Origin of the sequence: Algoriphagus sp. oki45 (genome assembly GCF_036245605.1) — a bacterium.
GTDB lineage: Bacteria > Bacteroidota > Bacteroidia > Cytophagales > Cyclobacteriaceae > Algoriphagus.
In genome coordinates, this window is the sequence record NZ_BTPC01000003.1 from 434,628 (window position 1) to 460,649 (window position 26,022).

At 44.3% G+C, this 26,022-nt stretch carries 17 protein-coding genes; 5 read left to right on the forward strand and 12 right to left on the reverse strand.

What is annotated here, in order from left to right; all coding sequences use genetic code 11:
* Positions 1-435: 435 nt before the first annotated feature.
* Positions 436-1,467, reverse strand: a complete 1,032-nt coding sequence (locus AAA942_RS15920) for an RluA family pseudouridine synthase (protein WP_338221283.1) — start codon at positions 1,465-1,467, stop codon at positions 436-438.
* Between the two features lie 33 nt (positions 1,468-1,500).
* Between AAA942_RS15920 and AAA942_RS15925 the strand changes: the two genes are divergently transcribed.
* A complete protein-coding gene (locus tag AAA942_RS15925; RefSeq protein WP_338221284.1) occupies positions 1,501-2,442 on the forward strand; it encodes a 1-aminocyclopropane-1-carboxylate deaminase/D-cysteine desulfhydrase in 942 nt (313 codons plus the stop codon).
* Here AAA942_RS15925 and AAA942_RS15930 read toward each other — a convergent pair.
* The 3 genes from AAA942_RS15930 to AAA942_RS15940 are packed head-to-tail and all read right to left on the reverse strand — an operon-like array spanning position 2,421 to position 6,314.
* Positions 2,421-3,056 (reverse strand): AlbA family DNA-binding domain-containing protein, encoded by a 636-nt coding sequence (locus tag AAA942_RS15930; RefSeq protein ID WP_338221285.1) that lies wholly within the window; start codon positions 3,054-3,056, stop codon positions 2,421-2,423. The genes AAA942_RS15925 and AAA942_RS15930 overlap by 22 nt on opposite strands.
* A 20-nt stretch (positions 3,057-3,076) precedes the next feature.
* Positions 3,077-5,119 carry an excinuclease ABC subunit UvrB gene (uvrB, locus tag AAA942_RS15935; RefSeq protein WP_338221286.1) on the reverse strand — a complete coding sequence of 681 codons (2,043 nt, stop codon included), beginning with the start codon at positions 5,117-5,119 and terminating at the stop codon, positions 3,077-3,079.
* A gap of 43 nt (positions 5,120-5,162) precedes the next feature.
* A complete protein-coding gene (locus tag AAA942_RS15940) occupies positions 5,163-6,314 on the reverse strand; it encodes a lipoprotein N-acyltransferase Lnb domain-containing protein (RefSeq protein WP_338221287.1) in 1,152 nt (383 codons plus the stop codon).
* Positions 6,315-6,399: 85 nt separating this feature from the next.
* Here AAA942_RS15940 and AAA942_RS15945 point away from each other — a divergent pair, with 85 nt between their 5' ends.
* The 3 genes from AAA942_RS15945 (at position 6,400) to AAA942_RS15955 (ending at position 10,641) form a co-directional block, all read left to right on the forward strand.
* The gene (locus AAA942_RS15945; protein WP_338221288.1) at positions 6,400-8,709 is read left to right on the forward strand and encodes a T9SS type A sorting domain-containing protein; all 2,310 of its coding nucleotides are present in this window, start codon (positions 6,400-6,402) and stop codon (positions 8,707-8,709) included.
* A gap of 133 nt (positions 8,710-8,842) precedes the next feature.
* The gene (locus AAA942_RS15950; RefSeq protein WP_338221306.1) at positions 8,843-10,156 is read left to right on the forward strand and encodes a gluconate:H+ symporter; all 1,314 of its coding nucleotides are present in this window, start codon (positions 8,843-8,845) and stop codon (positions 10,154-10,156) included.
* 20 nt (positions 10,157-10,176) lie between these two features.
* On the forward strand, positions 10,177-10,641 hold the full coding sequence (locus AAA942_RS15955) for a RidA family protein (RefSeq protein ID WP_338221289.1): 465 nt from the start codon (positions 10,177-10,179) through the stop codon (positions 10,639-10,641).
* On the opposite strand, the gene AAA942_RS15960 is transcribed toward AAA942_RS15955, so the two are convergent.
* The 7 genes from AAA942_RS15960 to AAA942_RS15990 all read right to left on the reverse strand — a co-directional run bounded on the left by AAA942_RS15960 (position 10,638) and on the right by AAA942_RS15990 (position 23,031).
* Positions 10,638-12,029, reverse strand: a complete 1,392-nt coding sequence (locus AAA942_RS15960; RefSeq protein ID WP_338221290.1) for a transglycosylase SLT domain-containing protein — start codon at positions 12,027-12,029, stop codon at positions 10,638-10,640. The two genes, AAA942_RS15955 and AAA942_RS15960, sit on opposite strands and share 4 nt — an antisense overlap.
* 135 nt (positions 12,030-12,164) lie before the next feature.
* Entirely contained in the window at positions 12,165-13,511 is a 1,347-nt protein-coding gene (locus tag AAA942_RS15965) for a TolC family protein (RefSeq protein ID WP_338221291.1), read from the reverse strand.
* Positions 13,511-16,573 carry an efflux RND transporter permease subunit gene (locus AAA942_RS15970; RefSeq protein WP_338221292.1) on the reverse strand — a complete coding sequence of 1,021 codons (3,063 nt, stop codon included), beginning with the start codon at positions 16,571-16,573 and terminating at the stop codon, positions 13,511-13,513. Before AAA942_RS15970 ends, AAA942_RS15965 begins: the two co-directional genes overlap by 1 nt.
* 3 nt (positions 16,574-16,576) lie before the next feature.
* Complete coding sequence (locus AAA942_RS15975; protein WP_338221293.1) at positions 16,577-17,653, reverse strand: efflux RND transporter periplasmic adaptor subunit; 1,077 nt, start codon at positions 17,651-17,653, stop codon at positions 16,577-16,579.
* A complete protein-coding gene (locus AAA942_RS15980) occupies positions 17,650-18,447 on the reverse strand; it encodes an alpha/beta fold hydrolase (RefSeq protein WP_338221294.1) in 798 nt (265 codons plus the stop codon). Before AAA942_RS15980 ends, AAA942_RS15975 begins: the two co-directional genes overlap by 4 nt.
* A gap of 173 nt (positions 18,448-18,620) precedes the next feature.
* Positions 18,621-19,694, reverse strand: coding sequence for a DUF481 domain-containing protein (locus AAA942_RS15985; protein WP_338221295.1), 1,074 nt, complete (start codon positions 19,692-19,694; stop codon positions 18,621-18,623).
* Between the two features lie 88 nt (positions 19,695-19,782).
* A complete protein-coding gene (locus AAA942_RS15990) occupies positions 19,783-23,031 on the reverse strand; it encodes a TonB-dependent receptor (protein ID WP_338221296.1) in 3,249 nt (1,082 codons plus the stop codon).
* Positions 23,032-23,364: 333 nt separating this feature from the next.
* Here AAA942_RS15990 and AAA942_RS15995 point away from each other — a divergent pair, with 333 nt between their 5' ends.
* Positions 23,365-24,054 (forward strand): lysoplasmalogenase, encoded by a 690-nt coding sequence (locus AAA942_RS15995; protein WP_338221297.1) that lies wholly within the window; start codon positions 23,365-23,367, stop codon positions 24,052-24,054.
* Between the two features lie 32 nt (positions 24,055-24,086).
* Here AAA942_RS15995 and aspS read toward each other — a convergent pair whose 3' ends face one another.
* Positions 24,087-25,841, reverse strand: a complete 1,755-nt coding sequence (gene aspS / locus AAA942_RS16000) for an aspartate--tRNA ligase (RefSeq protein WP_338221298.1) — start codon at positions 25,839-25,841, stop codon at positions 24,087-24,089.
* Positions 25,842-26,022: the final 181 nt, after the last annotated feature.

Sequence of the window (26,022 nt, forward strand, 5' to 3'; positions counted from 1 at the left end):
ACCTCCACGGGGTAGTTAGGCAAATTACGAGCTCGCTAATTGCTTTATCCCAGCATCCCCACCCCCGAGACAGGAGGGCTTGTCTGCCAATTTCAACATCCTACAGTATGAAGTAAACTTTTTAGCCGTTTGCTTGATTCAAATATAGGGGGTGAAAACTCTATTTTGCAAACTTTCTAAGAAAATGATTTAATTTTTATACATTTCTTAATGAAAACGATTGATTTATGATGTATTGTTAAAATTTGGGTAATTTTTCTAATTCATTTTAGAAAAATCGCAATGATAAAATCAAAGATTTCTGCCTTCTTTTCAGAAAAGATGAGATTAATTGACAAAAATCTATTTTTAGCCTTCCTTTTTTAGAAAAATGCAAATCAATTTCCAGTAAAAAACGGGAACATCCCTCTTTTTTTAAAACTGCCCTACCCAAGCCTATTCAAACTGAACGTAGTTTTCCCATTTCTCGAGGACTCCAGAAAAATCAGGTGGCAATGGGGCTTCAAAATAAAGCTTCTCTTGAGTCACCGGATGAACAAAACCCAAACTCATCGCATGCAGGGCTTGGCGCGGCATCAAATCAAAACAGTTTTGAACAAATGCTTTGTACTTAGCAAATTGGGTTCCTTTGCGGATTTTATCTCCACCGTACATGGCATCATTAAATAGAGGATGCCCCAGATAGCGCATATGGGCACGAATTTGATGGGTTCGGCCTGTTTCCAGATTGCACTGAATCAAGCTCACATATCGCAATCGCCTGAGAACTTTCCAATGGGTGACGGCATGCTTTCCCTGACTGCCATCCGGAAAGACATCCATGACCTTTCGGTCTTTGGCACTCCGGCCCACATGTCCGACCACAGTACCCTCGTCTTCCTCCGGCTCTCCCCACACAAGAGCTAAGTAGGTTCTTTCAATGGTATGATGAAAAAATTGGGCAGCCAAGGGAGCCATAGTTTCCTCTGTTTTGGCAATGACTAAGAGCCCAGAAGTATCTTTATCAATTCGGTGGACCAATCCGGGGCGCCCAACATTCCCCTTCATTTCTGGCAAATGCTGAAAATGGTAAACCAATCCATTGACCAGTGTACCCGTCCAATTTCCATGTGCAGGATGCACCACCATTCCTGCAGGTTTATTCACAACCAAAAGATGTCCATCCTCAAATACGATATCCAAAGGAATATTTTCAGGAATGACTTCTGTATCCCGAGGTGGTTTCTCCAGCAAAACCCGGATTTCATCAGCCGGCTTGATTTTGTAATTGGACTTAGAAGACATCCCATTGACTAAAATAGTCCCTGCATCTATCGCTCTTTGAACCCGATTTCGGGTAGCGTAGGCTATTTTTTCCGTAAGGAATTTATCGATCCTCACCGGAGACTGACCCTTGTCCACCACTATTCGATGGTGTTCATAAAGTTCTAACTCTTCTTCTTCGAAGTCTTCTTCCGGCTGCATCATCCCGTAAAAATAGGAGGATAGCGCTTAACTTTGATGAAAACTCCAATGGATTACCTTCACGAGCCCAGAATTCAGCCCCTCTTCCATGACCTTCTTGCAGAAAAGAAGCTTGAACTCGCTATCCTAAGGCTCGATGAAGTACATCCTTTGGTTTCGGGAAATAAGTTTTTCAAACTAAAATACAATCTTCAACAAGCCAAAAAAGAAGGAAAATCCATGATCCTGACTTTTGGAGGAGCGTTTTCAAACCATATTCATGCTACTGCGGCCGCTTCACAAATAGAAGGATTTAAATCCATTGGAGTCATTCGAGGCGAAGGCACAGACTCAAAGAATCCTACCTTGGCCTATGCCCGGGAAAAGGGAATGGAGCTTCACTTTGTAGACAGGAAAACCTACCGAGAAAAGAACACCTTCTCTGTTATTGAGGACTTAAAGCAAAAATTCGGAGACTTTTACCTGATTCCTGAGGGAGGAACCAACCAACTGGCCATTCAAGGAACAAGCGAAATTTTGAATCCAGGAGCATCCGCTTTCACTCACCTTGCCACTCCAATCGGAACTGGAGGCACCTTATTGGGTTTGGCTGCTTCTCTTCTCCCCTACCAGACTTTGCTGGGAATTTCCGTGCTCAAAGGGGAATTTATCCGGCAAGAGATGGAAAATCTAGCGGCCCAGTATCAAGTCCAATCAAAGGGGCAAGTTCAAATCGAAACTCAATTTCATTTTGGGGGCTATGCTAGGTGGAAGCAGGAATTGATTGAGTTTATCCGATGGTTTTGGAAGGAATTTCAGGTTCCTCTGGACCCGATCTATACCGGAAAAATGGGGTTTGCTATCTGGGAAAAAATAAAAAACGACCACTTTCCTACCGATTCCAAAATCCTCATCATCCACACCGGTGGCCTGCAGGGAAGTCAAGGGTTTACACATCGCACAGGGATTGAACTCCCCTATTCCTTCAGAGTAAAATAATCCTCCGATTCCTGAGGATGAATTTGCAAAACATTGGCAGTCACGAGACGAACCAAGGTTTTGGAAGCCAAAAAGATGGGAATTCTTGCCAAGCGGGAGTACTCTTTAAGAGTAATTTTTCCATTTTCTCCCAAAGCTTTCATCAAGAGTTCCTCTTTTCTGCCGTACGTAAAAACCGTATCCTTCGGCACCCGTCCTTTCTTCAGAATCTCCCAAACCTCCCTACTCGCCTGAATACTACGGTCCGCAACCCGCACATATGCCTGCTTTTTTTCCTTTTCTTTCAAAAAATGAGGGCGATCCGGGCTCAAAGGAATCTGAAAAACTGCCACCCCCTTCTTTTCGGTAAGTTTTATGATCGTACACTCCACTTCAAGCTTGGGGAATATCAGCGTGTCAATCGCTTTGTTCATTACAAAGACCTCCTCCTCGATAAACCGCTGTCCGCTGACCGTCCCGTCATCGTCTACCCCGATGAGCAAGTCACCCCCTGCCGTATTGGCCAAGGCAATCACTTCCCTGACAATCTTTTCCGGGAAGGCTGCTTTTTTCTTGAACTCAATTTTCAGCCCTTCCCCTTTTGCGGCAAGAGCCCTCACCTCCTGAAGGGTCATGGTCTTCTTTTGGATTATGATTAGGAACCGAGTGTACGGGAAAGCTCTTCGAGTCGTTTTTTCTGAGCCATCCATTCGTCTCTCAGACGCGCAGCTTCCATGAAATTCAGCTCCTTCGCTGCTTTTTCCATTTGCTTTTGGGTCTGCTCAATGAGTTTTTGGAGTTTGTCCTTGCTTAGATATTGTACCACCGGGTCTGCAGCGATTGGAGCTTCTCCCGGCATAGGTTCTGCGTAGACTTTCGCATTTTTCTTGGAATCAGCCACTTTGGTCTGCCCCATGATTTTATCCCGCGATTTGATCACGGTGGTAGGGACTATCCCATGCTCCTCGTTATACGCCATTTGCAAAGCCCTTCTCCGCTTGGTCTCATCGATGGCCATACGCATGGATTCAGTGATTTGATCCGCATACATGATGACCCTACCCTCAGAGTTTCGGGCAGCCCGACCAATAGTCTGTACAAGCGATCGCTCATTTCTCAGGAAACCTTCCTTGTCCGCATCCAAAATAGCCACCAGTGACACCTCGGGTAAGTCCAACCCTTCTCGAAGGAGATTGACACCTACCAATACGTCAAATACGCCCAGACGAAGTTCCCTGAGAATTTCTACCCGATCCAAAGTCTTTACCTCGGAGTGGATGTATCGGGATTTTACTCCGGCTCTTTCCAAAAACTTCTGCAGCTCCTCTGCCATCCGTTTGGTAAGCGTAGTGACTAAGACCCTAGCCTCAGTTTTTATGGTCTGATCAATTTCCTCGAGCAAATCATCAATCTGATTTTGGCTGGGTCGCACCTCAATAGTGGGATCCAAAAGACCGGTGGGACGGATAATCTGTTCGACCACTACCCCTTCAGTCAAAGCCAATTCATAGTCCGCTGGAGTTGCCGACACATAGATTACTTGCCGGGTCAATTGCTCAAATTCGTCAAATTTCAAAGGACGATTGTCCAAGGCTGATGGCAATCGGAAACCAAAATCGACCAAATTGACTTTTCTTGATCGGTCTCCACCCCACATCGCCCGGATTTGGGGTACTGTCACATGGCTCTCATCGATTACCATCAGAAAGTCTTCCGGAAAATAATCCAAAAGACAGAAGGGTCTCATCCCCGGCTGTCTCCGGTCAAAATACCGGGAATAGTTCTCCACTCCGGAGCAATATCCCAGTTCCCGAATCATTTCCAAGTCAAATTCAGTCCTTTCTTGAAGCCTTTTTGCCTCAATGAATTTGCCTTCTTTTTCAAAGAAATTCACCTGAGCGACCATATCATCCTGAATCTCATTGATCGCCTGATTGATGGTATCTCTTCCGGTCACAAAGAGGTTGGCGGGGAAAATAGAAATGATCTTTTCATCATTCAGCTTTTTTCCGGTAGTAGGGTCTATCCGCTGAATAGCTTCTATCTCATCTCCCCAAAAGAAAATCCGGTATCCCCAATCCGCATAGGCCACAAAAATATCTACCGTGTCTCCTTTCACCCGAAAAGTCCCATGTGTGAGTTCATTCTGGGTTCGGGAATAGAGAATATCCACCAGCTTGAAGAGCAACTGATTTCTTGGAATACGGTCTCCCTCCTGAAGACGAATTACATTTTTCCCAAACTCCTCCGGATTACCAATACCATAAATACAGGAAACTGAAGCAACTACAATTACATCTCTCCTTCCGGTCAGCAAGGCCGAAGTGGCACTCAGTCTGAGTTTTTCGATCTCCTGATTGATACTGAGGTCCTTTTCTATATAGGTACCCGAACTTGGAATAAATGCCTCAGGCTGGTAATAATCGTAATAGGAAATGAAATATTCTACCGCGTTTTCAGGAAAAAACTGCTTGAATTCTCCATAAAGCTGGGCAGCAAGGGTCTTGTTATGACTCAATACCAAGGTGGGCCTTTGGGTAGCCTGAATCAAATTGGCAATGGTAAAAGTCTTCCCCGAACCAGTCACCCCCAGCAAAACCTGGGCGGATTCGCCGGCATTCACCCCTTCGGCCAGTTTTTCAATGGCTTTGGGCTGATCTCCGGTAGGCTGATAGTCTGAGGTAAGTTTGAATTCCATAACAAGGGTTCAACACATGAAACAGGGCAAAAGGTTTGATTTTTCAGTTGACCAATCCAGCCTTTTCTGTTTGCCCAATATGGTAATACAAGAAATTGGCCCGAAGGAACAGCACCAAAAACAAAGGCACCAGGCTGGGATGAAAGGATTGGAACCCCAAAATCCAAATCAGAAGAGCCAGAACGGCAAGAATCAGGGTGGCTAAAAGGTACCTTCCGATCCATGCAGCCTTATTTTTCCGCAAGAGACCTATTGCCAAAATCAGATGCCCCGGGAATGCCCAAAGCAGATTCCAGTTCCATTTGGTGGCGGAATGATCAGTAAAAAACCAGAGAAACACGATCAGGAAACCCAAAAGGCCAAGAACACCAAAGAAAATCACGTCCAGCCCCAAACTGATTTTTCCTTTTCTTTTATCCAAAAAGGTTAAGACCCCATAAATCACTGCCACCAACCAAAAGATCAAATAGGGATTCAACAAACTGAGAGAAGGGTCAGCTTTTTCCGGAAACTCAAGAATGATTCGGGACTCTTTGACCAGAGGACGGGTAGGTCCATCTCCCTCGAGAGTCGCTCTGGCAAAAGCCTGCTCCATGTAATCGGGTAAATATTGCTCTTCCCGCTCGGTCGCATCCCGATCGATGACTGCGCCCAAGGCCAAGTCAATCCCCAAATCTGCCCAGGGGAGCGGATAAACGTATTCGTCGATCAGATTTCTAAAGGTCTTCTCCTCGGGATTGACAGGGTCATTCCAGACCAGCTGCCTCCCAATTGCGATTTCAAAAGCATCTCGGATCTTGGTTGCACAATTGTTGAAAAAGAAGTCGTACTTATAAAATCTCCTTGCTGGATCGTACTGAGCCTCCAAATGCTGAAGCAGGAAATCCTTCTGCTCTGCGCTCAAATCCAAAACCTGTTCGCGAATCTCCCTTTGGTCTTGGTAGTACTCCACCACAAACTGATCGTAGGTCGACACACTGAGCATATAATTCAGCTTTCCTGTAGCAAACTTCCCGTAGAAGTTGGGAGTGTTAAAATCAAAGGTCCCAAAATTGAAAACCAAATCCCGCCCCTGAGAACCGGTCTGCCGGATTCGGATAGCGCTATGCCCAAAGGAAGAATAAAGCTCTTCTCCCGGACCGCAGGTCAGCAAACTGACTTCGAACATCTGGGCTTGGGAATGACCTAATGACATGAAAATCAGTAAAAAAAAGGTTAAAACGATTTTTTTATTATTTCCCATTTTTTTAAATTGAACTACTTTTTAAATCCGATTTTTTATGAGAGCATTGAGCTATTTAGTTTGCTGTATTCCTCATTTTTACTGCCGAATATACAGGATTATCCTGGCAGTTGGAGGAATCATGTGCCTCTCTCATTTCGTCAATGCTCAAGAAATTGGGGCCTACAAAACCATCTCCAGCGGCAACTTCCCAAACCCTTCGATTTGGAACGTTTGGGATGGCACTTCCTGGCAGCCTGCATCCATTAAACCCAGCCTAGGCCAGGATATCTACATTGATCAAACCCACACCTTAACTCTCACAGCAAATGAAGAGGTGAAAAGTATCTTCATCAATGCAGAGACCGGAGCTGCCCAAAAATTAAACCTAAATGGATTCAATTTGGATGTGTATGGAAGCCTCCACGCCTTTTCTGGTCCGGCCCCCGGTACTCCCGGGAATGCGTGGAACAGTCAAAACTGGATTGGAAACTCCGTCGGAAGCACCCTTACCTTCAAAGGAAGCAGCCGAACCGTCGTTGAAAAAAACAGCTGGAGTGCACAAACTACCCAAAGTCGCTATTCGGTGATTTTTGAAGCCGATCCAGGCGAGCAATTTGTCATCGAAAGTCCATTCAAAGCACTTTCATTCACAGTGAGGTCAGGTAGCGTCTTGCAAAAGATTGATACCTCCGTGATCCCTAATGTGTGCTTTACCCTATCCTTCAACACCGAAACCACAGTATTTGGGACCGGACCTTTTGGGGAACTGGTAATTGAATCAGGGGCCACCTTTATTTCTGAGTGCAATGGAAATATCCTCAACAGATCTACCAGCAGCACAATCAGTGCGCTAAACTTTGATTTGCAAAATGGAGGTACTCTGATTTTGGAAGGGAGCAATCCCCGCATTGAAGCTGCCAATTTTCAGTTGAATGGGAAAATTATCCATCGGGGAGGCAGTTTACCCAAGGCATTTCTCTCCAGCTCATATGCTGACGCCGCCACCCCGGTAGCAGTCCGGGACGTAGAGTTACAGGGAAGTCAAAATCTATCTCTTCCCAACAACCTTACCTTACTGGGAAATCTGGAAAAATCAGGATCTGGAAACTTTTTATCCTCATCCACTCATCTCACACTGCTGGGCTCCTCCAGTCAGGAGATTTTGGGCTTTTCACTCACTGTAAGGGATCTAACCCTCAATAAATCCGGAGGAGTATTTCACCCCAACTCTGATCTGACTATCACCCGAAATCTTTCCCTCATACAAGGAGTCATAGACATGGAGGGGAACGATTTATTGATCAATACCAGTAATTCGGGAGTCCTATCTCATTCCGGAGGAAGATGGAGGAATGTAGGTAAAATGACCTACTTCGGACTTCCAGCAACTCTGAATTCCAGCAATGCCACGTTCCCTTTTGAAGACACCCAAAACGGAGGACTTCGGAAAGTACAACTATTGGGAAACTCCCCTGGAGGGAATATCTCAATAAGATTTACAGAATACAAGGGTGCAGATTTCAATCCTGGATTCAACGATTCAGATGGTACTCCCATCCTGTATCGAAAATTCAGCTATTTCGAATTTTCTGACTTATCGACAGGAAGCGACCCGATTGAATTGAGGATTTCTGCTGATCAGCTGATCGTGGGAGATGTGACAGACCTTAGAATTGTCGGTACCGGATATCCAGCTCCAGGCATAAATCTTATTGGTTTGGATCCCGCACTACTTTGGGCTAGAAGAGAAGTTACTTTTTCACAGCTATCGGGGGTCAATTTTACTGTGGGGAGCTTTAGGACTACCAGTATTCTTCCTCTGAGCTGGTTAAAACTTGAGGGATCAAGCACCCCATTGGGCAATAAAATCAGATGGTCAGTCAATAGCGAAAAGGAAATTCTGTTTTTTGAGATCCATCGGCTAAATTTCTCCACAAGGCAATGGGAAAAAGTAGGTGTGATTAGCCCTGATCCACAGAAGAGAGAAGCCCATGATCTTGAGTTTTTGGACCAAACGGCCAAAGGATATCTTTCCTATGGCTATCGTATCAGAAAAATCAGTTATACGGGGGAATCCATTTGGAGTGATGTGATCCGCGTGGAAAGCCCAAGTTCATCTAATACCAAAGACGTTATCATCTACCCAAATCCTTATTCAGAAGGTAGGCTGGGACTTATTTTCCCTAGGGATTGGAAGCCCAATCCAAAAGTAACCCTTCAAAACTCTCTGGGTCAGACTCTCTTGGAGGATACGTGGAACGAGGATTTGTTCTCTCAATTTTGCGAAAAACTTCCCTCTGGATTATATCTCTTCGGGCTGGAATATCAAGGGAGTTTTATTCAAAAAAGGTGGATAAAACAGTGAACTCCAAAACAAAATGACTTTTATCTACAGCCTCATTTTTTTAAAATCCAATGCTATGAGTCGGAATTGCTATCCCAAGAAGATTCTAAGCCATGAGATTTCCTTATATTTCTTGCTTAACCCCAGCCCCATTATGACCTTTCTTCTGGTATTGCTATCCATCGCGATTTTGGTTCTGCTGATCGTATGGGCCAAGCTCAACCCCTTTCTTTCCTTCCTGATCGCTTCCATCGCAGCCGGCCTGATGCTGGGCTTGCCTGCTGACCAAGTAGCTAGGTCTGTCCAAAAAGGAATGGGGTCACTTTTGGGAGATTTGGTGATTGTGATTGTCACCGGGGCCATGCTGGGCAAGCTGGTGGCTGAAAGTGGGGCTGCGCAGCGGATTGCAGGATTTCTGATGCGGTTTTTCGGTGAAAAATACATCACTTGGGCGATGGCCTTCACCGGTTTGATCGTTGGGATTCCCCTGTTTTATAATGTGGGCTTTGTGCTTTTGGTCCCCTTGGCTTTTACCGTTTCCTACCAGTTTAGACTGCCGGCAGTGTATGTAGGAATGCCGCTTTTGGCGGCTCTCTCGGTTACTCATGGATTTTTACCTCCACATCCTTCTCCGGCAGCTTTGGTCGCCCAATTCGACGCCAACATGGGGCTGACATTATTCTATGGCTTCTTGATTGCCATTCCTACCATCATCGTTGCAGGGCCAATTTTTGCTCCTTTCTTGAAAAAAATCAAATCCACTCCTCTTCAGACTTTTCAAGCTGATCCAAAGCCTGAAAATGAATTACCGAGCATCGGAAATAGCCTATTTACTGCTTTGCTGCCTGTACTTCTTTTGGTAGGTACGACAGCCTTGACCCTGGATCTTCCCAAAGAAAGCCCTACGGCTTCTTGGATTTACTTTTTAGCCGATCCTGGAGTGGTGATGCTGATTTCTTTGCTTTATGCCACATTTTCTCTGGGTATCCGCAGGAAAATAAGCATGTCCCATCTGATGGAAATCTACACCGTGGCCACCAAGGACATTGCCATGATTCTGCTGATCGTAGCAGGTGCGGGAGCATTGAAGCAAATATTTACCGATACCGGAGTGAGTCAAACCATCGCTGAAAATCTGCAAACTTGGGAAATGCATCCCCTGATTCTGGCTTGGTTGATTACCTCTGTCATTCGTGTATGTGTGGGCTCTGCTACCGTCGCTGGCTTGACCACAGCAGGGATCATTGCTCCCATAGTCAGCACCATGGACGTCAATCCCAATCTATTGGTGCTTTCGATCGGAGCAGGTAGCTTGATGTTTTCCCATTTCAACGATGGAGGATTTTGGATGTACAAGGAGTTTTTCAATGTGAGTATCAAAGACACGCTTAAATCATGGTCTTTGATGGAAACGATCGTGGCAGTTGCCGGCCTGATCGGGGTTCTGATTCTGGATCTATTTGTCTAAATTCCCCAAAATAAAATACTATGAACACCCCTGAACAGAATTTTGCAAAGTTAGGATTGGAACTTCCTCCAGCTCCAAAGCCATTGGGAGTCTACAAACCCTGCCTCATCGATGGCAAATATCTCTATCTCTCCGGCCATGGAACCGTCAAGCCAGACGGGACTCTGATCATTGGAAGGGTTGGTCAGGACTTGGATATTGAGCAGGGAAAAATCGCAGCCAGACAGGTGGGATTGGCGATGTTGGCGACAATCAAAGCCAATTTGGGCAGTTTGGATAAGGTCAAGCGAGTCATCAAGGTCTTGGGAATGGTGAATTGTATCCCCTCCTTTGAGCGACATCCCTATGTGATCAACGGATGCAGTGAGCTGTTTGCCTCCGTTTGGGGAGAAGAAAACGGAATCGGCGTACGATCAGCAGTAGGAATGGGTTCTCTTCCGGACAATATCCCTGTAGAGATAGAGGCGCTCTTTGAGCTTCATTAAGGAGAAATCAAATTCCGGTAAGAATCATACAAGGCTAGAATATCCCGGACATAATTGACCGCTACGTGGCCCTTAGCATAACCGCTTTTCACGATGGGGTCACGGTAGTAGTCCGGGTCACTTTTAAGATTCAAAAAGTAAGAGACCTCTTTCCAGCTTTGTGTGTTTTTTCCATATTTCATTGCCAGCCTCCAAGCATCTTCCACATGCCCTTGCCCTACATTATAGGAAGCTAGAATAAATTTCACCCGTTCGGCTGTCTCCGGTACACGCTCCATCCAGAATTTATCCAAGTACTGAAGATACCTCACACCTCCTCGAAGGGATTCTGTAGGATCATTGGGATCTGTTACGCCAAATCGTTCCAGCGTAACTGGCATCAGCTGAAGTAAACCCTCTGCTCCCGCATAGGAAACTGCTGAGGTATCAAAGCCCGATTCCTTGTAGACCAGAGCCGCCAAAAGCCTCCAATCCCAACCTAATTCCCGGGCATTTTGCTGGATCAACTCATCAAATACAGAAATTCTATTTCCTCCCAAAGAGGAAAAAGGACTGTTGATTCGGTAATAGCTATTTCGGGAACTGAGAAAGTATTTGGCATAAACCTCAGGGATAAAACGCTTTTTCTTCTCTGCGAGCCAAGTATTGATGGCGTCTAAAAGTTCGGGAGAATTTTTCCTTACTGCCCAATGAACTGTTCCATCCTCTGAGACCTTTAGGGTTGCATCCAAATCAGGATAATAGGTTTGATTGGCTTTGGCAATATTCCTATCAGCTACGGTCCATTTGATAGTTCCATCGGCCACTTGATCGATCAATGTCTCCTCATGAACATCTGAAACCAAAACAGTAAAACCAAGCCCCAACGAATCCTTGATGCTATTCAGCTGCTTGTTGTAGACCGTACCCTTACGGATATGAATCGTATCCTTGCCTATTTCTTCCCAAGTGACTGGCTTCTCGATTGGCTTTTTTCCAATCACCAAAGTACTCATGGTACCCAAATAATGAGTGAAAGCAGCTTTTCTTGAGCGATCCACACTTGGCTCCAGGTTCATTGCTATCACATCTACCTTGCCTTCGTCAAGTTTTTCGAAAGCCTCTTGAATATCCGATACAATCACAAACTCGACCTGTACCCCAAGGTTTTTCCCCAGATCTCTCAGGAGCTCAAACTCATAGCCCATCCTTCGGCCCCGATAGATGTAATATGACGTGGAATTGTTGTCAACAGCTGCGCGAATACTCCCTCTTTCCTGAATGCCTAACAAATCCAATTGATAGGTGGATTTTTCATTTCGGTTCAGTCTTTCTTCAAAAAAGGTACACTGAACCCCTGAGAGCAGAAGGATGAGAATAGAAAATGTTGCAGAAATAAATTGCTTCATGCGAAAGGGAAATCCCTCGATGGTTCAAGGGCCCTTTGGCAAAGGCTATGCCAAAACAAAAAAGAAGCGATTCTTAAAAAAAGCAAATAAAAAACGGAGCCCGTTTTAGAGCCCCGTTCGTGGAGATTTTGAAGATCAAGGGTTTACCGAAAAATCCTCATAACTATTCTCAAAGAAAATTTTGCCACTGAGCCTCATCAGTTCGATTTCCTGCTCCTTGATCGAAAAAATAGCCGTAATCAACCTATTTTCGGCTGTGAGCAGGTTTACCTGAGCATCTCTAAACTCCAAGTATGAGGATATCCCGAGTCTAAATCGCTCAAGGGCTATTTCGGAGTTTTCCTTGGCTACCTGATAGTTGACTTCTTCAATTTTGAGCAACTGCAGGTTTTTGGTATATATGTTATAGGCCCTTTCTATATCGGAACGAAGCTGGATTTCATATTGGTCAAGGGAATAATCCTGAATTCGTTTATTCACTTTTGCACTCTGGATTCTTCTGTTGAGGGTTAGACCACTGAAAAGGTTTAAGGTGATGTTTCCCCCATAATTGATCCCTTGTCGTTCGTTCTGAATCAAGAAACCTGCGTCTGAATTGAAAACCGTATTGGTGAAGCTTGAATTGAGATTGATCACCGGTAATCTGGAAGCCTGCAATTCCTTGATTTGAAGATAGGCGTCGTTGTTGAGCCTTTGATTGACTAGCAGGAGTTTGTTTTCCAAAAAGGCATTCTCTACAAGCGTCTCCAATGACAAGCGATCCCCGATTTGAATGGTGGAGTCCTGAATCGAAAACATGGTTCCTGGATCAATAGCCAAGAGTTCGTTTAGATTTACTCTTGAATTTTGGATAACCTGCTCTTGGGTAATCAACAAGCTGGAGTCCGAATTGTAATCTACCTGAGCGGTAAGGTAGTCCCGCTTTCCAGCCCCTCCTAATTCATATTGAGCTTGAGCAATATCCAATCGGGCCTTGCTCAGTCGAAGGGTTTCTTTGAGAACATTGTACCGCTGAAGCTCTAGAATGAGTCTGTAGTAAGCTGTGGAAATGCTTGCTACAGTATTTTCTACAATCACCTTAGAATCTAACTCAGAGATTTCTGTCAGTACCCCCAACCGCTTCATGGTAACGATAGTCTCCGGCCTGAATCCATAGACCCCTACCACACTGTAGGATTTATTCCTTGATTTTGCCCCATCGATCTCCCTGGGGTTTTCAGGGTCATTGACAAAAGTCTGAGTTACGTCTTCAGTACCAAAGGTACGTAAATGGGTAGCATCAATGACCGGCATAAAAAAGCTACCTACTCCGATCCTCTTGTCCAATTCCCGGATATTTACGGTTTCAAGCCCAATTTTGATTTGCAAATTGTTTTCCAAACCCATCTGGACCGCCTTTTCCAAATCGAGAGACTGTTGGGAAAAGGTCTGAAAGTGGACTGAGAATAAACTTAATAGAAATACGAATGAAAGCTTTTTCATCAAATTCTGGCTAATCTTCCTTGCTTGGAAGTGAGATAGGTATAAATGGCTGGGATTATAAAGAGCGTGAGCACGGTGGCAAATGTCAGTCCACCGATAACAGCAGCCCCCATAGGGACCCTACTTTCAGCTCCTGCGCCCAAGGCCAAAGCAATAGGAAGAATCCCTAGTATGGTAGACAAACTGGTCATCAAGATCGGACGGAATCGAGCTACTGCTGCACCGAAAATTGCCTCTTCAATGGGCATGCCCTGGGCCTTACGTTGATTGGCAAATTCTACGATCAAAATCCCGTTTTTCGTCACCAAACCAATCAGCATGATAATCCCGATCTGACTGAAAATATTCAGGGTGAATCCAAAAAGCCAGAGAGTCAATAGAGCTCCAAACAAAGCAAGAGGCACAGTAAACATGATCGTCAGTGGATCCAGGAAGCTTTCAAACTGTGCAGAAAGAACCAGATAGATCAATACCAAGGCGAAAATGAAGGCAAAGATCAAGCTGTTTGAGCTTTCTCTGAACTCCTTTGAAGGCCCTGAGACATCCGTTGAATAGGTATCATCCAACACTTCTGAAGCGATTCGGTCCATCTCATCCAATCCATCACCGATAGTATACCCTTCTGCAAGGTTTGCAGAAACAGTAGCACTTACAAAGCGATTGAACCGGTACAACTGAGGCGGAGTACTATTTTCTCTCACCTTTACCAAATTATCCAACTGCACCAGTTGTCCATTATCCCCCCTAACATAGAGCATCCGAAGGTTAATAGGTTCATTTCGGTCTTGCAGCTGCATTTCTCCCACTACTTGATATTGCTTACCATTCATGATAAAGTAGGCAAATCGCTGGCCTGAGTAAGAAAGCTGTAAGGTTCTTGCGATTTCCTGGACAGATACTCCGATGTTACGGGCACGCTCCCGGTCGATTTCGATCTCGAGTTCGGGCTTGGTAAACTTCAGGTTGATATCAGAGAAGATAAATGCAGGACTTTTGCCAACCTCATTCATGAAGGGAGGAATAGCTTCTTTCAGCTTCTCAATCGTAGGTGCCTGAATCACATATTGAACAGGTAGTCCACCCCGGCGGTTTCCGATAGAAACCGGCTCCTGAGCAAATGCCCTTACTGAAGTTACACTTCTGAGTTTGGCGTTGACCTGATTGAAAATTTCCTTTTGGGTTCTCTGTCGCTTTTCAGCATCAGTAAGGAAAAGACGGATAAATCCTGAATTGGTATTGGCTGTGCCAAAACCCGGAGAAGTCACTGAAATCACGGTTACCCGCTCCTCTGCAGGCAATTCCTTTTGAAAGTCTTCAACCAAATTATCAATCACACGATCCATGTAGCCGAAGGTAGCCCCCTCAGGTCCAGACATATTGATTCTCAATTCAGCCCGGTCTTCAGTAGGAACCAGTTCGGTTTGTAGACTATTGAACAGGACATAAATCCCTCCAGCCAAGGCTAAAACCAACAAAAAGGCCAAACCTCTTACTTTCATAAACGCGGCTAGAGCTTTCTCATACAGGTCATTCAACCACACATAGAATGGCTCAGTCAAGTTGTAAAATGCAGTTTGCTTCTCTCTTCTTTTAAGCAATTTGGAGCTCAGCATTGGAGTCATGGTCAATGCCACAAATGAGGAAATAATTACAGCGCCTGCCACCACAATACCAAATTCCCTGAAGAGCCTTCCTGTAGTACCGGTAAGGAAGATAACCGGAAGAAATACAGCGGCAAGAGCTACCGTAGTAGCAATGACGGCGAAGAAGATTTCTTCGGATCCTTTTTTCGCCGCTTCCAAGGGTTTTTCTCCCTTCTCGATACGGGCATAGATATTTTCCAAGACCACAATGGCATCATCTACCACCAGACCAATTGAGAGTACAATACCTAAAAGTGTGAGCACATTGATGGAAAAGTCCAGCAAGTACATGATGAAAAACACCCCAATTAAGGAAATTGGAATGGTCAATACAGGAATGAAAGTGGTTCTCCAGTCTCTTAGGAACAAAAAGATAATCGCTACAACAAGAATAAATGCAGTAATGATAGTCTCCTGAACCTCGGCAATGGACTTTCTGATGTATTCCGTAGAGTCAAATCCGATCTCAACTCCCACATCTTCAGGCAAATCCTTTTCAATTTGACCCAGTCTTCTATAGAACTCATCGACGATCTCAATATTGTTAGAGCCGGGAAGTGGTACAAGGACGACAGCTACCATGGGCACTCCATCTCTTTTCAGGACAGTCCGCTCATTGAGTGCTGAGAGTTCGGCCTTACCTATATCCTGAAACCGGACAATGTTATTCTGATCCTCTTTGATGATCAGGTCATTGAATTCCTGAGGGGAACTGAGTCGGCTTTTGGTTCGAACAGAGAGTTCGATATTAGCCCCTTCAATTCTCCCGGAAGGCAATTCGAGGTTTTCACTTTGTACCTTTTGCAGGACATCCAAAGGAGTGATTCCGTAAGAAGCCATTTTCAGGGGATCCATTCGGAGCCGGATGGCGTACTCTTTTTCACCCCAAATCTGAACCCGGCTGACCCCGGGAATAGTCTGCAATCTTTCTTTGAAAATCTTATCTGCAATGTCCGATAGCTCCAACAAGCTTCTGTTATTGGACTTTACATTGACTGCCACAATAGGCTGGGAATCGGCATCTGCCTTGGAAACCACAGGCGGTTCTGCATCAGGAGGGAGATTTCCCTGTGCACCGGCCACTTTGTCCCTTACATCATTGGCGGCAGCTTCCAAATCAGCACCTACATCAAATTCAACGGAGATATTACTTCTCCCATCGGCACTGATAGAGGTCAGAGATTTGATCCCCTGAATCCCGTTGATTTGCTCTTCAAGCGGTTCAGTGATCTGTGCTTCGATGACGTCTGCATTTGCTCCGACGTATGAAGTACTGACGTTAATCACCGGAGGATCCACACTTGGGAACTCCCGGATGCCAAGGAGAGATATCCCGATTCCACCGAAAAGGAGAATCACCAGAGACATCACTATTGCCAATACAGGCCTGTTGATACTAAGATTAGAAAGACTGGCCATAAATCAATTGATAATTGTAGGTTCTACCGGCATTCCCTGCCGTGCTTGCATCACACCCGTGGTGAGTACCAGCTCGCCCTCCTTCAGTCCGGAGAGTACCTGGACTTGAGTATCGGTTCTGGTTCCGATTTCTATTCTTCTTTCTTCAACTTTTCCGTCTTGAGTTGCGACAAATACTTTATAGCCATCGAGTTCAGGAATAACTGATTCTGCTGGTACCAAAAGTGCATTTTCCACTACTTCCAAGACAAATCTGATTTTGACAAACATCCCCGGGAGGAATCTCCGGTCTCTGTTTGGACTTTGTGCTCTCAGCTTGAGTGTCCGGGTTGCCAGGTCCACTTGAGGTTCAAAAGCGTATACTTCACCTCTTACTTCTTCCGGGGAGGCTTCATTGGAGAAGAATACCGGAGAACCTACGGTAACCTGATTTGCATAGCGCTCGGGGATAGAAAATTCGATTTTGATAGGATCGATATTCACAATATTCACAATGACATCATTGGTACCGATTACTGATCCTTCGGAAATAAGGCGCAGTCCAAGAATCCCGCTAAATGGCGCACGGATTACTGTTTTTGCCAACTGAGCCTCGACAAGTTTGATATCAGAGAGCGCGGTATTGTATTGATTCAGGACGATATCATACTCTTCCTGACTGATTGCTTCTCTTGCCAAAAGCTGTTTTTGTCTGTTTTCCTGAGATTCAAACAAACGCTGGGTAAACTGCAGCCGCTGGTACTGAGCCTGAAGTTCGTCATCATTGAGATAAACTAAAGGAGTTCCTTTGGATACATATTGTCCTTCTTTGAAGTTGATTTGAGTAACCAAGCCGGAGATTTCAGAGCGAAGGTTGACAGTTTCATTGGGGAGTATGGTTCCTGTTACCTGAAGCTGGTTCCTCAACGTATCGTTTTTCAATCTAATTACACTTACCGGCAAGGCCTGCTGGCCACCACCCCCTCCCGAACCGGAAGATTCGGGCTGACTTCTTTGATTGCTTAGCCTTGGGTAAAAGAATGCTACAGCTATGATCAGCAGAATTCCAATAACTAAAATGGTTTTGGTCTGTGGTTTCATTGAGAAAGAGAAAGAGGTTGGTTTTTGATAAAGGCGATAGAAAGCAGATTGAATTGTTCTGGTTGCTCTACATTGACGACATGACCACAGCGATCAAGAATCTTAAGGATAGAGTTTTTATGATGTTTGACAATGTTTTTTACCGGTTCCAAAAACATTACATCCTGATCCCCCATCACATAGAGCGTGGGTATATTGATGTCTTTTTCCTTGAAATATCTGAGCAAAGGATTGATATCCTTTGTCAGTTTGAACCAGCGGATAAATTCTTTTTGACACAGCTTTTGAGCTTCCCGGATAAACAGATTTCTGGACTCCGCATGTTGCTTCCTCGGCATGATGATGAATGCAAACAGCCGATATAACCACATATAGGGAATGATTTTCTTGAAGGTGTTGCCCAAAAAGACCAAAATCCTCGACTGAGTCGTCAATCGTGTCACTGCTCCTGCCATGACGAGTGATTTGACCCGCTGTGGCTCCATTTCAGCCAATTGTCTGGCCAAAATTGTCCCCAATGAAACCCCCATAAAATGGGCTGGAGGGAGCTGTAGGTGGTCCAAGACTTCGATAATGTCCCGTGTGACTGCTTCGAAGGTGTATTCCTCTTTCCAGATAGCTTGAGGAAGGTCAATGGACTTTCCATGTCCGCGCAGATCGATTAGCAGAAGGTTAAATTCCTTCTGAAAATCCCTCAACTGCTTGTGCCAAACGGCACTACTTCCCCCGGCGCCATGAATAAAGACTATCCATTCGCTGCTACTTGGATGTAAAAACTGTTTGTGATATAACATGCAGTGACAACCCAATCCCGGGAATAAAAGTTGGTAAATGCAAAAATACATGCCTTTCTACTACCATCAGGGGAAAACTTACTGAAGGTAAATGTATGCCACCAAAGGAAAATAACGGGGATACTAATGTCTCAAAATGTAGCAATAGGCTTAAAGGCAGCACTTTTTTTAGCTTAAAGCTTCCAGCCGATGGTAGTCTGAAAAATGTAATCCAAATCAGATGCTCCTTCTACGGGCTGATTATCGTAATTGAGCGTAGTACCGACTTTGAAGTACAGGTCAAACTTAAACTCATACCGGATATCAAACTTAAAATCACTTCTGATTCGGTCTCGAGTACTTAAGCTGGGGTAGATCATTACTGTAGTCATCAAGTCCAAATCTCCGATGTCGTAAATATTATATCCAGCACCTAAAAATCCTTCAGCGGTCCTAGAAGAGCTCGGCTGATTGGCAAACTTTTCATTGTTGAGGTTTACTCCCCCCTGAAATCCCAAATATACTTTATTGGTATGGACAAGGTATTTACCTATACCGACCATGTTGGAATTTCTAAAATCCAACAATTGCTCGGTATTGGAGAGTATATTCAGATTGTAGAGTAAATACCAATCTTTTTGAAGAAAATAGTTGTATGCCAAAGTGAGTTCATTCCGGACAATAGGTTCGGTACCGTTTTGAGTAGATCGAAGGTTATTCAGGGTAAGGTTGATTTTCCATCGGTCAGCCAAATATCCGGTGCCCATATTGAAGGTAAACTGCCTCAGGTCATTGGCTTTGGTCAAAGTAGTTCCAACATCAAAAAAGAGGGACAACCTACTCCAAAAACCCTCATCCAAGGCATTTAGATAAACAATTGTATTGATTGGGACTGCTACGGGATCGAGGGAGGTGGTGTCCTGCTTGTGTTTTTTCTTTTTTAGGTCAAGAAATTTCTCTGGAATGGAAGGGGTAATTTTGACTAAGCTATCGTTGATACTGTTGACCATGCCGTTATACCTCATTCCATCTGATAGCGTAATCAGAAACTTGGTTTGGGAATAGACCTGATTGACCTTTTTCCAGTCAATTTTAAAATCAGAATTGGAGTAATCCGTTTCAAATACCATCACACCTCTGTCCATGGATTTGATTTCGCCGATGATTTTGTCTTTGTTATTCAGAATTAGGCTATCGGTCTGAGCGGATAGAATGTGCGAGAAAAACGGAGAAAATAGGATCAGTAAGGGTAGTGCTTTTAGCTTCATTCAATAAAAATTAATAGTAAGGATTTCAAAAAATACAAAAAACGCCTCTGAAATCAGAGGCGTTTTTAAAAATTTGATTTTCTATAGATTAGAATGTGTATCTCAATCCAAACTGCAATCTCCAAACGTCGGCCGGGCTGACCGTATTTTGGAAGGAGGAATCAATCAACTGAGGACCGAAGTTTCTAAGTCTAAATACAGGTGCACCATTCGAATCAACTCCTCTAGGCACAAGTGGGGAAGTAGTAGTGAACGACTGACCAACACCCCAGTCTGAGTTAAGCAAGTTTCCAACGTTAAGGATATCCACTCGGAACTCAAGGAACTGACCTTCTTTCTTGGTGATCAACTGCTGAGAAGCACTGAAGTCAGCTCGGAATACCATCGGCATAATCACTGCACCTCTTTCGGCGATACTTCCTCTGTTTGCGCTGAGGTATTTGTCCTGCTGAATAAATGCTTCCCAAGCAGCAGCTTGCTGCTGAGGAGTGAAAGTAACTCCTGAAGAAGAGAACTGCTCGAAGTTCATTTCAGAAGTATTTCTGTGGATGTAGATCAAATCATTACTGAATCCACCGTCACCGTTGAAGTCACCACCGTAAACATATGACCCGTTGCCGATTGTACGACCTTCCCAGAATAGGGAAACATTTGTCTTTCCGATGCTCAACAAGTCCAATTCATAAGCAAGAGCGGTAAATACTCTATGTCCGGCAAAATTTGAGGAGAAGCCAAGAGTTGGATTATTAGGATCACCGTTGTGTGGGTTGTTGTTCCAAGAACCGAAGGCAATAGAACCTGGATCTACGGTATTTTTTGACTCTCCATAAGAGTAAGCAGCCTTACCAGAGAACCCATTAACTGTTGGGAAATCCACGGAGAAAGAAGCTACCCATGAGTTACCAACAGCTTGGTTAGAAAGAGTTACTGCATTGTCAATCTTTCCATTAATTCGAGTGGCAGAGTTACCGCCTACCCATCTAGGTCTTGCATGAGGGCCTGTGAAGGCTCCGTTGGCTGGAGCAAGGTTAGCGTTGTAATAGGCTACTCCGTTAACATCCTGGTTGTAGATGAATTCACCGGTGAATACAAAACCTTTTACTTGCTTGTCCACAGCGATGTTTGTTCTCCAAACCTGTGGGAACTTGAAGTTTTCTTCAGTAAGAGCCAATTCATAGTTTGCAGCAGGTGCGCCTGTAACAGTACCTGGCTTGTAAGCGTTCGGATCAGGATTGAATGGACGGGAATCGGTATTATCCTGTCTTTCGAAACCGGTAAGGATACCATTGTTACCTACTTGGTTAGAAATCCACACGTAAGCTGGTCTACCGGTGAAGATACCTGTTCCACCTCTTACTTGCAGCGTCTTGTTGCCAGAAGCATCCCAGTTGAATCCAACTCTTGGAGACCAAAGGATATTGGCACCTGGAAGTTGATCTGTTCTGAATCTTACAGTCTCTCCAGCTGGATTTCTGAAGTTGAGGGTTTCTACTTCCGGATTTCTCAAAGCAGTCTCACCGAAGAACGGAATATCAATTCTCAAACCACCGGTCAAATTGAATTTGGAATTCACTTGGTATTCATCCTGAACATAAATACCTGCATAATTTACTTTCAAAGGCTGGATAGGCTTCACCTGACCCGGAACGTTTGAATATCGTACTTGGAATCTTCTAACGTTGATGGTGTCTTGTCTTCCAGTCAAGAATGCATCAGCACTGGAATAGAAATCTTCCAAAGAGTTGAATACATAAGCTGACTGAGAGCCTGGGAAGAATACGTTTTCAGATTGATAGTTTTCATAGCTGAAACCACCGGTGAAAGTATGCTTGCCATAGAAATACTGAAGGTTGTTCTGAATTTGGAAGGTCTTATATCTCAACTCATTATTAGGAGTAAAAGGCTCAAATCCAAAAGTGGTATATGTAGCTCCGTCTTCCAAGATATCAACCAATGGGAAGAATTGACCTCTTGAACCACGGCTTTCATCTTGATAGGTATAGCCTACAATCAGATTGTTGGTCATGTTATTCCCGATCCGGGTATTCAATTCACCAATGATTGATCTGATATTTTCAAAAATGATATAGTTGGAATTTTGGAAATTCAGACCATTCAAGTTTGATCTTCTAGAGCCAAAACCCAAGGAAGAAGAGTTGGAAAGCAATACATCAGTAGAAGAATCCAAGTGATTGTATCGTACGCTCAATTTGTTTCTGTCATTGATGTTGTAGTCCAATTTCACCAAGAATTTGGTTGCAACCGTAGAGTGATCATATCCTTGATAAGGTCCGGTCTCATATCCAAAATTGTCTCTCAAGAAGTTACTTAGCTGGTTCAAATCAGAAGCAAGAACTCGGGTTACGTTTCCACCGATAGCCTCACCACCGTTATTAGCTCTAAAAGTGGTACCCGGTTCAGTAGTTTTGTCATCTTCGAATGAAGCAAAGAAGAACAATTTATCCTTGATGATTGGTCCGCCTACTCGGAAACCAACTTGTCTGTACTTGAATTCTCCTGGATCAAAAGTATTTTCCTTGGCTTGAGTACCTACATTGTTGTTATTTCTCCAGAAATAGTAGGCGGATCCTTCAAATTCGTTGGTCCCAGAACGAGTAACCGTGTTGATACCAGCACCGGTAAAGTTACCTTGACGAACGTCATAAGGGGCAACGTTCACGGAAATTTGGTCAATCGCATCCAAAGAAATAGGAGAAACACCTGTTCTACCTCCTGGGTTACTTCCACTACCCAAACCAAATGAGTTGTTGAAGTATGAACCATCGACAGTGATATTGTTCAAGCGTCCATCCTGACCAGCAAAAGACTGCCCATTGGACTGAGGAGTCAAACGGGTAAAGTCATTGATATTTCTAGCAATGGTTGGAAGTTTATTGATTGTAGAATTATTGATAGATGTAGAAGCTCCTGTTCTCTCTGAAGAGAATACACTACCTTCTGCAGTGACAACTACCTCTGTCAATTCAGTTCCCTCTTCAGCAAGAACCACATTTACGTTAGAAAATGTACCGAGGGACAATACAATATTTTCTACCTCTTGCGTGGAATATCCAATGAAAGAAACAGAAACTCTGTATGGACCACCTACACGCATACCCGGAATAGAATATTTCCCTTCAAGATTGGAAACAGCCCCATAACGGGTACCGGATGGAAGGTGAGTTGCTACCACGTTAGCTCCGGGTAGAGGTTCACCGTTTGCTTCTGTCACCACGCCGGAGATACCCGAAGTGGTCACACCCTGAGACAAGGCATACCCGGTGCTCAGCACCAGCATGACCATCGCCAGCAAGTTCTTCAGTAAATTTTGCCTCATAATTTTTTGTTTTGGTAAGAGTTGGTTTTGATTTAAAATCGTCGCAAAGGTAAGGTTGACTTCCTGATTCAAAGGGTAGTTAACGTTAAATTTTGCTCTGCAAATTTCACGCTTTTTAACATAAGCTTAACCCTCCATTCCAAACATTTTTGATTTTCTCGGAAAAAAGTCTTGAAATTTTAACCCAATTTTCGCCAAAAGTAATCCAATTTGGATTTTTTGGCTTATATCTTATGGAGGTTACACCTTGAATCACCTAGTGATTGATGTATAAAAAAACACATAACCCACATATTCTTTTAGATTTACATTAAATTTCAAAATATTATTGCTTTGAGAGATAAAAACATCATCTGGCTCTATTTGTTTTTGGGTGCCACCCTAGTCGACCTTGCCTTTTTGATCGAGGGAAATCAGGCCTCCAGATTTTTCTCCAAGCCTCTCATTATCTTGGGGTTGATAGGATACTTTTTTTTCATTACCCGACCTATAGCGAGCACACTTTTAACTAAGTCCGTTCTCGGCGCTTTGATTTTTTCTTGGATTGGAGATGTCCTTTTATTGTGGCCAAACCTGTTTGTCTATGGATTGGGATCTTTTTTCCTTGCCCATGTCTGTTACATCATCGGATTTAAGCTGGCGCAAAAACAAGCCACCCGCATTGATCAGGTCAATTTTGTACGAAGCTTCTTCTTCAACCTACCAGTTTATCTTGCCGCTGCCTTTATTTTTTACCTAATCAATCCTAACCTCGGAATTCTCAAAATCCCCGTAATCGGGTACATTTTGGTTATTGTATCCATGGTGGCCACAGCTCGTGATCGCTATAATAAATGCATCCCAGCCAGCTTTTGGCAGGTATTTGTGGGATCAATCCTGTTTTTGATTTCCGATGGGATAATAGCTGTGGACAAATTTTATCTGTCTTTTCCAGAGGCGGGAATTCTGATCATGGGGACCTACGCCACTGCGCAACTCTTGATAGTAATGGGTATTCGCTCTTATCTGATCGGAGAGAAATAAAAAAGGATGGCCTCTAGAGACCATCCTAAGACTTATTTTTTCAAAGCCACTTTGATCGACAATTCCTGTAGCTGATCTTCCGATATCGTGCTTGGTGTATCGATCATCACATCTCGGCCTGAGTTGTTTTTCGGGAAAGCGATGTAATCTCTGATCGAGTCCGAGCCACCGAAAATGGCACAAAGACGGTCAAAGCCAAAAGCAATTCCTCCATGTGGGGGGGCACCATATTCAAAGGCCTCCATCAAAAAGCCAAATTGCTTTTGAGCCTCCTCAGGAGTAAATCCGAGATGGGTAAACATCAATTGCTGGGTGGCCCGATCATGAATACGAATCGAACCTCCGCCGATTTCCACCCCATTGATCACCAAATCATAGGCATTTGCACGGACAGAACCCGGATCGCTTTCCAAAAGCGGAATGTCCTCCCGTTTGGGTGAAGTAAAGGGATGGTGCATGGCATGATAGCGCTGGGTCTCTTCATCCCATTCTAAAAGAGGGAAGTCAATTACCCAAAGAGGCTTGAAGACATTTCGCTCGCGCAAGCCCAAGTCTTCGCCCATTTTCAATCTCAATTCAGACAGTTGCTTTCTGGTCGATTTAGCATCTCCACTTAATACCAACATCAAGTCGCCGGGCTTTGCTCCAAACGCCTCTGCCCATGCAGATAAATCCTCCTGGGAATAAAACTTATCCACGCTGGATTTAAGCGATCCATCCTCATTATATCGGACATAGACCAGCCCCTTCGCTCCGATTTGCGGCCTTTTGACCCAATCAGTCAATTCATCTACTTGCTTGCGAGTATATCCCGCAGCCCCCTGAGCATTGATACCCACGACCAATTCTGCCTGATCAAAAATCGAAAATCCTTTCCCTTTGGCCAGGTGGTCCAATTCGACAAATTTCATCCCAAAGCGGAGATCGGGCTTATCATTTCCATAGCCTTTCATGGCATCTTCAAAAGTCATCCGATCCACTTCGCCTAGCTCTATTCCTTTGACCTCACGGAAAAGACTCTTCACCAAACCTTCAAATGTCTGTAGAATATCCTCTTGATTGACAAAAGACATTTCGCAGTCGATTTGGGTAAATTCCGGCTGACGATCTGCTCTCAAATCTTCATCCCGAAAGCATTTTACAATCTGGAAGTATCGGTCAAATCCACTGACCATCAGCAGCTGTTTGAAAGTCTGTGGGGATTGAGGCAAAGCATAAAACTCACCCGGATTGACCCGGCTTGGAACCACAAAATCCCTCGCGCCTTCGGGAGTGGACTTGATCAAAACCGGAGTTTCCACCTCGATGAAGCCTTGACCATCCATATATTTTCTGGTCTCTTGCATCATTCGATGCCTCAATTGGAGTTTTTCCCGAACAACTCCCCTTCTCAAATCCAAATACCGGTATTTCATCCTCAGGTCATCCCCACCATCTGTTTCATCTTCGATGATGAAAGGAGGGACTTTGGCAGGATTCAGAACGGTGAGTTCTTCTGCTTTGATTTCAATGGAGCCGGTGGGAATTTTATCGTTTTTGGAAGTCCGCTCGATGACCTGACCGGAAGCTTGGACCACAAACTCTCTTCCCAGTTGGGCTGCTTTCTCCAACAATTCCTTCTCTGCAGACCCTTCTTCAAAAATCAATTGGGTGACACCGTAGCGATCTCTCAGGTCAACCCAAATCAATCCCCCTTTATTTCTTACCCGCTGCACCCAACCGGCAAGGGTTACTTTTTGATTGACATGGTCTAGGCGAAGTTCGCCGCATGTATGTGTTCTCAGCATTTTTGTATCCTAAATTTTGGGAGGTCAAAGATAAATATTTGACCATGAGATATCCTTACTTACCAGAAAGATTCCATAGAAAGGAGGGGAATTATCAAAGGTTTTGGAAAATTTCAGAAATAGGGAAAAAGTTTTCCTTTTTGAATAGCTGCGGTACAATTGTTGTGCAATGCCGTTCAAC